This window comes from Hyphomonas adhaerens MHS-3, assembly GCF_000685235.1.
GTDB classification, from domain to species: domain Bacteria; phylum Pseudomonadota; class Alphaproteobacteria; order Caulobacterales; family Hyphomonadaceae; genus Hyphomonas; species Hyphomonas adhaerens.
Genome location: NZ_ARYH01000001.1, coordinates 1,553,106 through 1,565,240, shown reverse-complemented (window position 1 = coordinate 1,565,240; position 12,135 = coordinate 1,553,106). Strand labels below are relative to the sequence as shown.

The 12,135-nt window shown below is 62.0% G+C and carries 10 protein-coding genes; 1 reads left to right on the top strand and 9 read right to left on the bottom strand.

The window, feature by feature from the left end; genetic code table 11:
- Nucleotides 1–80: 80 nt before the first annotated feature.
- The 4 genes from HAD_RS07705 to HAD_RS07690 all read right to left on the bottom strand — a co-directional run bounded on the left by HAD_RS07705 (nucleotide 81) and on the right by HAD_RS07690 (nucleotide 4,347).
- Nucleotides 81–320: a hypothetical protein gene (locus tag HAD_RS07705; RefSeq protein WP_035570331.1), complete on the bottom strand. Its 240-nt coding sequence runs from the start codon at nucleotides 318–320 to the stop codon at nucleotides 81–83.
- A 43-nt stretch (nucleotides 321–363) separates the two neighbouring features.
- Nucleotides 364–711, bottom strand: coding sequence for a YdbL family probable chaperone protein (locus HAD_RS07700; protein WP_035570330.1), 348 nt, complete (start codon nucleotides 709–711; stop codon nucleotides 364–366).
- Between the two features lie 19 nt (nucleotides 712–730).
- Nucleotides 731–916 carry a YnbE family lipoprotein gene (locus HAD_RS07695; RefSeq protein WP_035570329.1) on the bottom strand — a complete coding sequence of 62 codons (186 nt, stop codon included), beginning with the start codon at nucleotides 914–916 and terminating at the stop codon, nucleotides 731–733.
- Between the two features lie 77 nt (nucleotides 917–993).
- Entirely contained in the window at nucleotides 994–4,347 is a 3,354-nt protein-coding gene (locus tag HAD_RS07690) for an intermembrane phospholipid transport protein YdbH family protein (RefSeq protein WP_156942197.1), read from the bottom strand.
- A gap of 189 nt (nucleotides 4,348–4,536) precedes the next feature.
- Between HAD_RS07690 and HAD_RS07685 the strand changes: the two genes are divergently transcribed.
- Entirely contained in the window at nucleotides 4,537–5,910 is a 1,374-nt protein-coding gene (locus tag HAD_RS07685) for a M23 family metallopeptidase (RefSeq protein ID WP_051596019.1), read from the top strand.
- Between the two features lie 74 nt (nucleotides 5,911–5,984).
- On the opposite strand, the gene clpB is transcribed toward HAD_RS07685, so the two are convergent.
- The 5 genes from clpB to HAD_RS07660 all read right to left on the bottom strand — a co-directional run bounded on the left by clpB (nucleotide 5,985) and on the right by HAD_RS07660 (nucleotide 12,120).
- Entirely contained in the window at nucleotides 5,985–8,600 is a 2,616-nt protein-coding gene (gene clpB, locus HAD_RS07680; RefSeq protein WP_035570327.1) for an ATP-dependent chaperone ClpB, read from the bottom strand.
- A 195-nt stretch (nucleotides 8,601–8,795) separates the two neighbouring features.
- On the bottom strand, nucleotides 8,796–9,467 hold the full coding sequence (locus HAD_RS17890; RefSeq protein WP_051596018.1) for a DUF4167 domain-containing protein: 672 nt from the start codon (nucleotides 9,465–9,467) through the stop codon (nucleotides 8,796–8,798).
- Nucleotides 9,468–9,666: 199 nt separating this feature from the next.
- Nucleotides 9,667–10,521: a peptide chain release factor N(5)-glutamine methyltransferase gene (prmC, locus tag HAD_RS07670; RefSeq protein WP_162177481.1), complete on the bottom strand. Its 855-nt coding sequence runs from the start codon at nucleotides 10,519–10,521 to the stop codon at nucleotides 9,667–9,669.
- 35 nt (nucleotides 10,522–10,556) lie between these two features.
- A complete protein-coding gene (gene prfA, locus HAD_RS07665; protein WP_035570325.1) occupies nucleotides 10,557–11,633 on the bottom strand; it encodes a peptide chain release factor 1 in 1,077 nt (358 codons plus the stop codon).
- A 52-nt stretch (nucleotides 11,634–11,685) separates the two neighbouring features.
- Nucleotides 11,686–12,120 carry an MAPEG family protein gene (locus tag HAD_RS07660; protein ID WP_035570324.1) on the bottom strand — a complete coding sequence of 145 codons (435 nt, stop codon included), beginning with the start codon at nucleotides 12,118–12,120 and terminating at the stop codon, nucleotides 11,686–11,688.
- Nucleotides 12,121–12,135 lie beyond the last annotated feature (15 nt).

Here is a 12,135-nt window from a genome sequence, read left to right as displayed (position 1 = left end):
GTGGCAATGGCGGCAGGATTGGGTGCTCCGCCGTTTGTGTCAATCAGAGCTGCGTGAAGTTACCGTCACAGCCGCAGTGATTACACCGCCGGGTCGTCCGGACGATCAATATCGTCGTGCCCGTGGCGGGCGGAGTAGAATGTCAGGAAAAACAAGCCGCCGGACAGGCCGACGGTCATGACCGCACCGATGATATAGGCCGCCCAGCCATGCCCGCTGATACCGTCGCTCCCGCCCATCCAGAAACGTGGCATGACAGCCAGCACCACTGCCAGAACAGCGATACAGGCGAAGATGATGGCGATGGCTTTGCGAGACATGCCCCTACCCTAGAGCCGCAGCCGGGCCGGGCAAGTCACGATGTCACTTGCGTTTCCAGACGCCGGTCTCGTCCATGTAGAACTCACCGGCATCGAGCTTTTCGATCTGCTTCTCACCGGTCAGCCGTGCGACCTGCGCAGGGGTCGTGCCTGTCTGGGCAGCGACCTCGGCATATTTGGCGGCGCGGCGATTGTTGATCTCGTTGACCTTGCGGACAACGGTCGGATCGGCCGTGCCAACAACGCCCAGAAGGCCGTCAATGGTTTCCCCAACCTGACCGGCATCAATGGCAGCGTCGATCACAGGGTCACCGGCAAAAGCGGCAGGTGCCATCGCGAAGGATGCGATGGCGAAAACAGACGCGGCGGCGAAAGTGCGAAGGGATGTCATAGGGTTTCTCCTCTCTTCGCTAGAACAGGTCCGGGTTGTCTGCGATCAGCTCTTCGACTTCCTTGTCGAGAATGATGCGAACTTCCTGGGTGATATTGAGATCGATCTTGATCGGCTTGTCCGAAGGCTCGATCCTGATCGTGTGCGTGCAGGCAGCCAGGATAAAAAATCCGGCGCCCGCAAGGAGCATGTTTCGAAAGGTCATGGGCGTGGTGGCCTCCTTGGGTCTTTCGCCACCATGGCATGGCATAGCTTAACGTCAATCAAGGACATGGTTATCCCTCATTCATCTTCCTGGATTTTAAGCCCCCGGTCCGTCAACACTTCCTCGACCACGAAATCCGTCAGCTTCTGCTGGTTGGTATAGAACTGGCTCGACCGGAAGAGCTCTGCCAGGGCCGAATCCACGGCGATGTTGAACTCAAAGGGCTGGCCCCGAACAATGTGGGCGTTGGCGCCATAGGTAATATCGTTCCGGCTCTTGCCGGCCAGTTTCAGCGTGATTTTCACCCGGTCGGCGACATTGCCGTCCAGCCCCACCTCCAGAACCGTGAAGTCGAAGTCTTTCAGTGCTTCGAAGGCCAGGCGGACATTCGCGTCAGACCGGGCCGCAGAATCTGCAGCATCTCCAAGATAGGCAACCCGCCCCCCGCTGTCGTCCGCAAACAGACGCGCATCACGGATCAGCACATTCGAGCGCTCGACATCAATCGGGAACCGGCCTGACACAGTCCCTTCCGCCTCGATCTTGGGAAGCTTCAGGATACGGACGAGTTCCGCCAGTTCGATGGCATCCGCCGTCACCTCGACATGCTGCGTGTCGGCGCCAAGCGTCCAGTCGAAAGGGGCCAGTGCCAGCGTACCGCCGGCGAATGGAAAGGCCGCGGACTCGACCACAAGGACTTTCCCGCCGGACAAGGCAAACACGATCCGGCCATCCAGCAAGGGGATTCCCGGGTTCATGCCGCCCACGGTCAGCACCTGCGTCGGATCGGTCGAAAGCGTAAACAGGTCTGCGAAGTGAACCTGTCCATCCACATTCTCGACCCGGCCGAGACGTGTGGTCTGAAACCCGAAGTCCGACACCGAGACGTCCGCCGTTCCGGCGAGGCGTCCACCGTCAATGACCACATCCGAAACAGCTTCCATGCTGCCTGCCGCATCTGTGTAGACCCCGCGCAGACGCTCCGAGAGCATGACAGGCTGAAGCCCACCTTTCCGGAATTCCAGAACGCGTGTCGCAACCCGCGCAGTGCCATCCAGGGTCAGCACATTGATATCCGCCGTGATTTCCCCAACCGGTACGTCGCTGGCCTGCAGGCGCAGCGGCCCGTGGAGCGCCAGTTGCCACTCGTGCATCTGCGCTGTCAGGTCTGACAGGAGCGGCTGGTAGACAGGGTCATCCCGGAAGTCGCGGATCAGGACAGCGTCACCCGCCAGGTCTCCCGACAGTCCGGCGGCACCGATCGCGCCATCGAAGCGGATCTCGTCTGCAGACACTTTGGCAGGGATCAGCGATCCCCCGAAAACCGTCGGGCCAAGCATCGCGGATAGCGCAGGCACTTTCCCTTTCGCGGTGGCAAGACGGACACGGGGGCGCGCTGCGTCGATCGACAGTGTACGGTCACCGATATTCATTGGCAGGCCGAGTTCAGGCGACGAGAGCGCCAGGCTAAAGCCCTTGCGCACCGACCAGTCGATGGCGGCCTTCTCCAGATTCAGCACGCCGGTGACAGATTTGGATTCAAACGGCCAGGAAACGTCGCCGAGAGACGCCGTGCCGGAGGCATCTCCATTGCCAGGCTTCATGAAAGCCCCCTGACGAGGACACAGGTTCAATCTGTTCGGCTGGAATGCCACCCCGCCCAGCTTCACGCCTTGCGTATCGAACAGGAGGCACGGCTGATTTACCGGCTCGACCCGGAGCCCGTCTTCCCCGTTGATGACCTGGATCGCGCCGCTCAAACGGGACTCGGCGAGTTCGATGCCAAACACAGGTCCGGACAGCGACACCGATCCGTCCGCATTCACGCTGAGATCATCCGGTGTCGAATGGACTGTCAGGGATGAGAGGGACATGCCGAACCGGGTTCCGTTTGCCCGCCAGGGCGACACGTCCACCGACCGGGCATCCACGCGCAGGCCGCCGCTGCCGAAGGTCAGCGACTCCAGATCGGCAGACAGCCGCGGCGCGCCGCCTCCCTTCAGGGTCACGTTCCCGCCGACGAAGGTCTGTCCGCCTTTCAGGCTGAACCAGGTTCGCTCCGGCCGCGGTGCCGAAACCGACAGGGCAAGCCCGCTCGCGGCGCTCAGGGAGGCATCATCCTGCGCCTCCAGGGCGACCGCGCCATTGTGCGCTGTCACATTGACCCGCGACGCAGCGCCGAAATCTGATAGTGCCCGGCCCAGAGCCGCCCGCAGGCTGGCCCCATGTGCGGTCAGGGGCGCAGGCAGTTTTACCCGGTTCAGCAGCGTGTCTGATGCGGTTTCCGACAAGGCGGCATTGGTCGTGGAAATCTGACCAACGAAGCGACCTCCGGACTCCTTCGCCCAGGACAGGTCTCCCGCTGCGGTGAGCGCTCCGGCCCGGCCTTGAGGAATCGTGACATCGGTCAGGGCGATTTCCGAAGGCCCGGCAATCACGTCATCCGTCTTGCGGAGGGAAGCCTCGATGTGCCCGGTGTCGGCTGCATAGTTTCGCCAGCGGGTCTGTCCCGCGTCCAGCTGAACGTCCGCTTCCGTGAGCGCCGCGAACAATTCCTCCACCGACGCCCCTGTGATCCGGTCCAGTCTGGCATGACCGCTGGCCTGCAGGGCCGTCAGCGCAAAGTCGGCGCCGGACGCTTCCGCCACACGTCCCTCCCAGACAAGCCGGGCGGGCGCTGTCTCATCGATGCCGGACTCCAGGCTCGCCACAAGTTCCGTATCGGAAAGGGTCACGTCATCGGTGCGCATTTCCTCAAGGGTGAGGTTCACCTGCCCTTCCAGCTGGCCATCCTTCGCAATGAGATCCGCCACACCGCCAGACCAGCGCAGGTAGCCCTGCGGCTCGTCCAGGCTGGCCGGATCCAGTGTGATCGAAGCCTTGGCATCATCTGGGAACACGCCGCTTGCCGAGACGCGGGCGCTGACCTCTCCGGCGCTGGTTCCGATCAGGATGCGGCCTTCGCGGATGTCGACTGCCGGAAGCGCCCCGCCGCCCCCACTGCCACCTGACGGCACCAGCCGTTCAAGCCCGTGAAAGCCCAGCTGTCCGTCTGACAGGGTTCCGTGCAACGCGGGCGCGTCCAGCTCGATGGCTGTTACACGCGGCCGGAACAAGCCCGGCCAGTCCAGCCTGACCCGCACTTTGCTGGCCTCGAATGCCGCCTGTCCCTGTCCTGTGACAGACAGGTCATCCATCACGGCGCCGGTAAGGCCCAGCTCATCGAACCGCGTTGAACAGACCAGTTCCCGGCCCGAACACCAATCGGCCAGCACCTTGCGGGCAAGGGTCTTGCGCATCGCCCAGCCACCAATGACGCCCGCCAGAACCAGCAGGACGGCCGCTGCAAACACCCAGCGTGCCCGGCGCGCACGCGCCGATGGCGCCTGACGGGCCGTTTTGCTAAAATCTCCGTCATCTGGTGGCGTCACTGACTCATCCGGCTTGCGTCCGGCTCACTGTGGAATTTAGAATCTTGCCTGAAAGGGGAATTCCTTTCCGGCGCTGTTTCAAAAGCCTTAATAGGCAAAGGCGATAACAATTTGACGAATAAACGTCCGTCTGCACGGGATTTGCAGGCAGAATGCCAGGGTGGCGAACAAAATGGAGGGGCTTGCACCATGCAAGACACTCAAAAACCGACTGAACCCAAGGCGCCTGCGCGCTCGACGCTGTCACATGGTGTGAAAAGCCTCGTCGCACTCCTCGTCCTGGGCACGGGATCGGCCGTCGCCGGCCTGCTGATTGCCGGGCCGAACGGCCAGAACGGACCGGGCACCGCCGAAGCCGCCCTTGCGCCCCCGCCGCTGGCGGCGACGCTGCTGACCGCCACGGACATCCAGCCGCCTGCCCCTCCGCTGCAAACAGCGACCGGCAAACTCGCCCGCCGTGAAACACTGACCGGCCTCGTCCAGCGCCTTGGCGCGCCGGCGAACGAGGCCGCTGGCGCGCTTCAGACCCTTTATGATGAAGACCTGCTCGACCCGCGCCGCCTGTTGCCGGGTCTCGAAGCGGAAGTCTTTCTGGATGACGGGCACCTCAGCGCCCTGAATGTAAAAGCCGAAGCAGGCCGGAACCTGTTCATCAAACGCGGCACGGACGGCAACTGGACGGCCGCGGCACTCAATGCCCGCCTGACCCCGCACTATCACCGCGTCAGCGCCCCCATCGAAACCTCGATCTATGAAACGGCGCTGAAACTCGGCGCCGGGGACCAGCAGGTCGTCGATTACGCGTCCGTCTTCGCCTATGACGTTGATTTCCAACGTGAAATCCATCCCGGCGACTCCTTCGAGATGGTGTACGAAACGTACACCGATGAGGCGGGACACCCGGTGAAGACCGGAAACCTGATTTACGCCTCCCTGGACGGCAAGGCCCTGACCCGCAGCTTCTACCGCTTCACCCCATCCGACGATGGCGAGACCGACTACTTTGATTTCAATGGCGAAAGCGCCACGAAATTCCTGATGAAGACGCCGATCAATGGCGCGCGGCTTTCGTCGTCCTTCGGCAATCGCGTCCATCCGATTTCCGGCTATACCCGCCTGCACAAGGGGACGGACTTTGCCGCGCCGAGCGGCACACCGGTCTACGCAGCCGGCAATGGGACTGTCGTATGGGCCGCGCGCCGGGGCGGCTATGGCAACTATATCGTCGTGCAGCACGCCAACGGCTACAAGACGGCCTATGCCCACCTGTCGCGTTACGCCCGCGGCCTTCGCAAGGGGCGCCGCGTCCGTCAGGGCGAAACCATTGGCTATGTCGGATCAACAGGTGCCTCCACCGGACCCCACCTGCACTATGAGGTGTACATCAATGGCAAGCCGGTGAACGCCATGCGCCTGAAACTGCCCACCGGCCGCAAACTGGCCGAGGCGCCCGTCATCATGGACGAGTTCCTGAAATCCCGCGACGCGATCGACGAAATTCGCGCCGAACAGGGCGCCGGGCTGTTGAGCGTTTCCCTGCCGGTCAATCCGCCTTCGCCCTGAGATCCGGCTTTTAACCAGCCCAAATGAAAACGGCGCAGGGTTCCCTGCGCCGTTTCCGTTTGATGTGAAATGGCTTAGTTCAGAACAGCCGCGCCCTTGGCGAAGTCGTTCGGCACGCCATTGATCGAGAGCTGGTCACCTTCCACGCCGATCTGGATGGTCTCGCCATCATGGATGCGGCCTTCCAGCAGCAGCCGGGCCAGCGGGTCCTGCAACTCCTTCTGGATCACGCGCTTCAGCGGGCGGGCCCCGTAAACCGGGTCATACCCACGGGCAGCCAGCCAGTTGCGGGCCTCAAGCGTGAGCTCCAGATGCATCTTCCGGTCCTTCAGGAGGCCTTCGAGACGTTCCATCTGGATATCGACGATATGGTCGATCTCGCTGCGGCCAAGCCGTTTGAAGAAGACGATCTCATCGATCCGGTTGATGAACTCCGGACGGAAGTGGGCCCGGATGGCACTCATCACCGATTCTTTTGCACCCTCGCTGATGTCCCCTTCCTCACCTGAGGCAAGGGCATCGGCGCCAAGGTTCGAGGTCATGATGATGATCGTGTTCTTGAAGTCCACGGTCCGGCCCTGGCCATCCGTCAGACGGCCGTCGTCCAGAACCTGCAACAGCGTGTTGAACAGGTCCGGGTGGGCTTTCTCGACCTCGTCGAACAGGACGACCTGGTACGGGCGCCGGCGAACCGCTTCGGTCAGCACGCCGCCTTCATCATAGCCGACATAACCCGGAGGGGCGCCGATCAGTCTGGCCACGGAGTGTTTCTCCGAGAACTCGGACATATCAAGCCGCAGGATGGCCGTGTCGTCGTCGAACATGAATTCGGCGAGCGCCTTGGTCAGCTCCGTCTTACCGACACCCGTCGGACCGACGAACAGGAAGGAGCCGATCGGGCGGTTCGGATCCTGCAGGCCGGCACGCGCACGGCGCACGGCATTGGACACCGCTTCAAGGGCCGGGTCCTGGCCGACAACCCGCTTGCGCAAGGCGTCTTCCATTTGCAGCAGCTTCTCACGCTCGCCTTCCATCATCTTGTCGACAGGAATGCCCGTCCACTTCGAGACGACGGCGGCAATGTCTTCCGGTTTCACAACTTCGGAGACGACGCCACCGCCACCATCTTCGCTGCTCTCGGTTTCCTGGATCAGTTTTTCCAGTTCCGGAATGGTCGAGAATTTCAGCTCGGACGCCTTCGCAAGATCACCCTGGCGCTGGGCTTCAGCCATTTCGGCATAGGCCCGGTCCAACTGGTCCTTGGCGGTCGCTGCGCCTTTCAGCTTGTTCTTTTCCGCGCTCCACGCCGTTGTCAGCTCGTCGGAGTGGGACTGCAATTCTGCAATCTCCTCCTCAAGCGTTTTCAGCCTGTCGACCGACGCGGCGTCTTTTTCTTTCTTCAGCGCTTCGGCTTCGATCTTCAGCTGCAGCAGGCGGCGGTCGATCTCGTCGAGTTCTTCGGGCTTGGAGTCGACCTGCATGCGCAGGCGCGAGGCGGCCTCGTCCATCAGGTCGATGGCCTTGTCCGGCAGGAAGCGGTCCGTGATGTAGCGGTTCGACAGCGTCGCGGCCGAAACGATTGCTGCATCCGACACACGCACACCATGGTGCGCCTCGTAGCGGCCTTTCAGGCCACGGAGGATCGAAATCGTGTCTTCCACGGTCGGCTCATCCACAAACACCGCCATAAAACGGCGGGCGAGCGCAGCGTCGCCTTCGACATATTTGCGGTACTCGTCCAGCGTGGTCGCACCCACACAGTGAAGCTCACCGCGGGCCAGTGCAGGCTTCAACAGGTTGGACGCGTCCATGGCGCCGTCGCCCTTGCCTGCGCCGACCAGCGTGTGCATCTCATCGATGAACAGGATAACGCCGCCTTCGGCCTGCTGCACTTCATTCAGCACAGCCTTGAGGCGCTCCTCGAATTCCCCGCGGAATTTCGCCCCGGCGATCAGCGCGCCCATGTCGAGCGCCAGAAGTTTCTTGTCCTTGAGGCTTTCCGGAACATCGCCATTGACGATGCGCAGGGCCAGGCCCTCGGCAATCGCGGTCTTACCCACGCCGGGCTCACCGATCAGAACCGGGTTGTTCTTGGACCGGCGTGAAAGCACCTGGATCGTGCGCCGGATTTCCTCGTCGCGGCCGATAACCGGATCGAGCTTGCCGTCACGCGCATCCTGGGTCAGGTCGCGGGCATATTTCTTGAGGGCTTCGTAGCCTTCTTCAGCATTCGCGCTGTCGGCCGTGCGGCCCTGGCGCAGCTGGACAATCGCCCCTTCCAGACCTTTTGGTGTCACACCGGCATCTTTGAGAACATTGGCTGCCGGATCACCGGAGAGCCCGGCGATGGCCAGCAGGAGGCGTTCGGTCGTCACAAAGGAGTCGCCCGCCTTCTTGGCGCCGGCTTCGGCATCCTGGAAGAGCTTCGCCCCCGCCTGCTCCAGTCGCAGGCCGGTATTGGAGCCGGAAACTTTCGGAATTTTGCCAATCGCCGTGTCGACGCCCTGCACGACAAGTTCGGGCCGTCCGCCACTTGCACGGATGAGGTTCACGGCCAACTGGTCGCGATCCTCCAGCATTTCTTTCAGGACATGCGCCGGCGTCAAAACCTGGTGACCGGCGGCCAGAGCGGCGGTTTGGGCCCCCTGAATGATGGCCCGGGCGCGCTCGGTGTATTGCTCAATATTCATGTATCATCCCCTTTCAAAGGCAGATTTGTTTCAGGATCCCGGCACCCCGCTTAGCGGCAGCGCCATTGTCCGTCACAGCCAATGTGGGAACAGTTTCCTGTGTTGCAACTCCCCTGCGACGGGAAGGTTCACACAAGAAAAAGCCCGGCGGCCTTTGGCGCACCGGGCTTTTTATTTGCGGCGGGTCCTGGCCCCTCAGTCGGTGGTTTCGGCAGAAGGTTCCGCTTCTTCATCTTTGGCCTTGCGGCGGCCGCGGGAAACGGTCTTCAGGACACCATCGGACGGGTCGGAATCATCTGATCCCTCATTTTCCCCGCTCTTGTAGGTCTTCCGGCGCGGACTCTTGCGGCGGGGCTTCGGCTTTTCGGCCTTGTCGTCATCCGAAGAAGATGCGCTGGATTCATCGGAGGACTTGTCCTCGTCGATGACGCGCATGGCGTCTTCGTTGCCATCGTCTTTCGGGGTTGGCGCATCACGGCGCTCCACGCTGGCTTCGGTCTTTTCGCCATCGCTCTTGCCGGACTCATTGGCGTTGTCATCCCCGTCATTACGGGAATTGTCACGGCGGTTCTGATCGCGGTCATCGCGGCTGCCGCCGCGCTGTTGCTGCTGGCGCTCGCGCGCTTCCAGCTGCTTGGCGACGATCCGCTGATAATGTTCGGCGAACTGATAATAGGCTTCCGAGAGAATGCGGTCGCCACTGGTTTGGGCGTCCCGCGCATACTGCTGGTACTTTTCGAGTACCTGCTGGGCGGACCCACGGATTTTCACGTCCGGCCCGACAGATTCAAAATGCCGGTTCGGATTGTTGAAATTGTTCTGGTTGTTACCGCCTGACCGGCGGTTGCGCCCACGTGAGCGTTTCATGAAGTCAGTCCCATGTTCATGCGCCTGCTAGGTTTATGCAGGCCGTTCCCGTCGCGCTGGCCGTTTGTTCAGCTGGCCACAGCCCCAATTTTTTGCGCGAAGCCTGTGATCGAAGAGGGAAACCACTGGAACCCACTCATACCGTTTCACACGAATCTTGTATCCTGTAACGCCTTGGCCGCCAAGCGAAAATGTGAGTTCACCTGTCGGCTTTCCGCCCCCATACGGCACGATCATTTCCACCGAGGTCTTTTGAAGCCCCGATTTCGGCAAATTCTGCCGATTCCATCAGTCCGGATACCGCTTCTTTCTGGTCGTGGCCGATTTCGAAAACCAGCCAGGCCCCGGGTTTCAGATATTGTCTGGCACGTCCGATAATCTCCCGGTAGGCCTCCAGACCGTCCGCCCCGCCATCCAGCGCCGACATCGGATCATGTGTGCGCACTTCCGGCGCGAGGACGGCAATCTCTGCACTGGCAATGTAGGGCGGGTTCGAAATGATCAGACCGGCGGCGTGCCAGTCCTGCCAGTCAGCCCAGCTTCCCTCAAACACCGAGGCGCGGTCCTCCAGCCCCAGCCGGGAGAGGTTTTCCCGCGCGAGGCTTGCCGCCTGCGGGCTCGCCTCCACGCCCACGCCGCGCAGCTGCGGACGGTTCGCCAGAAGGGCCGCCAGCAGGCACCCCGTCCCCGTCCCGAGATCTGCGATCATCATCGCCGCGTCCTCTGGGACAAGACGCAAGGCGGCCTCCACCACCGTTTCGCTATCGGGCCTGGGGATCAAAGCCCGCGCGTCGCACGCGAACTCCAGCCCGTAAAATTCCGTCGTGCCGAGAATGTGCTGGAGTGGCTGTCGCTCCTGCCGCCTACGGAGCATTTCGTCAAACCGGCCTGCAATGTCCTCCGGCACAATGTCCGCTTCGGCAGAAATCAGTCCGGTGCGGGACAGGCCCGACGCGGCCATCATCATCAGGCGCACCTCGTGGCTCGCCTCGTCAATGCCAGCCGCGCGCAGGCGCTGCGTGCCGGTGCGGAGATGGTCCTGATAGGTCTGCACGCCGGACACCTCCATCCTGACGCCTGCGCCGGCGATCAGCCTGCCTCTTCCATGGCGGCGAGCTTGCGCGCCTGGTCTTCCGTGATCAGCGCTTCGATCACGTCCTGCAGCTTGTCGCCCGAAACAATCCGGTCCAGCGAATACAGCGTCAGGCCGATCCGGTGATCGGTCACCCGGTTTTCGGGATAGTTGTAGGTCCGCACTTTCTGGCTCCGGTCGCCCGAGCCAATCTGGCTGGCCCGCGCTTCAGCGCGTTCGGCATCGGCTTCGGCCCGTTGTTTCTCGTAGAGGCGGATCTTCAGCTGTTCCATCGCCTTGTCGCGGTTGACGTGCTGGGACTTCTCGGAACTGGTCACCACGATGCCGGATGCAAGGTGCGTGATGCGCACAGCGGAGTCGGTCGTGTTGACGTGCTGGCCACCTGCCCCGGACGAGCGCATTGTATCGATACGGATGTCATCCGGCTTGATGTCGATCTCGATATTTTCAGGTGCGGGCAGGACGGCGACTGTTGCCGCGGAGGTGTGGATCCGCCCCTGCGTCTCTGTGGCCGGCACGCGCTGCACACGGTGCACGCCGCTTTCCCATTTCATGTGGCCGAACACGCCGTCGCCGGACACGTTCGCGACAATCTCCTTGTAGCCGCCCGCATCGCCCGGCGAGGCATCGACGATATCCACCTTCCAGCCCATCAGCTGGGCATAGCGCGAATACATGCGGAACAGGTCACCCGCAAAAATCGCCGCTTCGTCGCCGCCCGTCCCGGCGCGGATTTCCAGCACGATATCCGCAGCATCATCGACATCTTTCGGCAGGAGAAGGATCTGCATTTCCTCTTCCAGCGCCGGCAGCTTCTCCCTGATTTCCTCGATTTCCATCTCGGCCAGTTCGGCCATGTCCTTGTCGCTGCCGCTGGCCAGCGCCTGGGCCTCTTTCAGGCCCGTACGCGAATTGAGCAGGTCCCTCGCCTTGTCGACGACGGGCTTCAGCTCTGCATGCTCTTTCGACAGGGAGATGATTTCGGCCGTATCCGAGGTTGCGCCCATGCGCGCCTCGACTTCCTCGAACCGATCGATCACCTGCTGGAGGCGGGAATCTGAAATGCTTGCCATGGCGGCTTCTCTAGTGCCGTTTAAGGCAACTGGTAAGCCCCTTCCGGCGGTTCTATGCCAACGTGAGGATGCGGACCACTTCCTTGCCGGCCAGGATGAACAGCACCAGCGAGGCAAGTGCGAACATCATGAACCGCAGGGTCACTTTCGGCGACAGGACCTGCACAAAGGAGTGCACAACCCGCAGGCCGACATAGGCCCAGGCCAGATAGGTGGCGACATGATCCGCCCCGCCGGTCAGCGCCGCGAAGAACATCAGAGCGTAAAAGATGGTCGGTTGTTCGTGCAGGTGATTGTAATTGTCGGCCACCGACCGGACATTCGCCGGCATCTTGTCGACATAAGTGCCGGGATGGCGCGCATCGTCAGGATTGATCTGCGCTTTCTGCATCGCCGGAATGCGCGTCACATACATCCACAGCCACATGACCAGCGTCCACACCACAAGAGCGAGAACAGGGTAAAGAAATCCAACATTGATCGGCATGGGTGCCCTCCCTAA

Coding starts and splice junctions, on each gene's coding strand:
- HAD_RS07705 (WP_035570331.1), bottom strand. CDS start 320: ATGTCTCGCAAAGCCATCGCCATCATCTTCGCCTGTATCGCTGTTCTG.
- HAD_RS07700 (WP_035570330.1), bottom strand. CDS start 711: ATGACATCCCTTCGCACTTTCGCCGCCGCGTCTGTTTTCGCCATCGCA.
- HAD_RS07695 (WP_035570329.1), bottom strand. CDS start 916: ATGACCTTTCGAAACATGCTCCTTGCGGGCGCCGGATTTTTTATCCTG.
- HAD_RS07685 (WP_051596019.1), top strand. CDS start 4,537: ATGCAAGACACTCAAAAACCGACTGAACCCAAGGCGCCTGCGCGCTCG.
- clpB (WP_035570327.1), bottom strand. CDS start 8,600: ATGAATATTGAGCAATACACCGAGCGCGCCCGGGCCATCATTCAGGGG.
- HAD_RS17890 (WP_051596018.1), bottom strand. CDS start 9,467: ATGAAACGCTCACGTGGGCGCAACCGCCGGTCAGGCGGTAACAACCAG.
- prfA (WP_035570325.1), bottom strand. CDS start 11,633: ATGGCAAGCATTTCAGATTCCCGCCTCCAGCAGGTGATCGATCGGTTC.
- HAD_RS07660 (WP_035570324.1), bottom strand. CDS start 12,120: ATGCCGATCAATGTTGGATTTCTTTACCCTGTTCTCGCTCTTGTGGTG.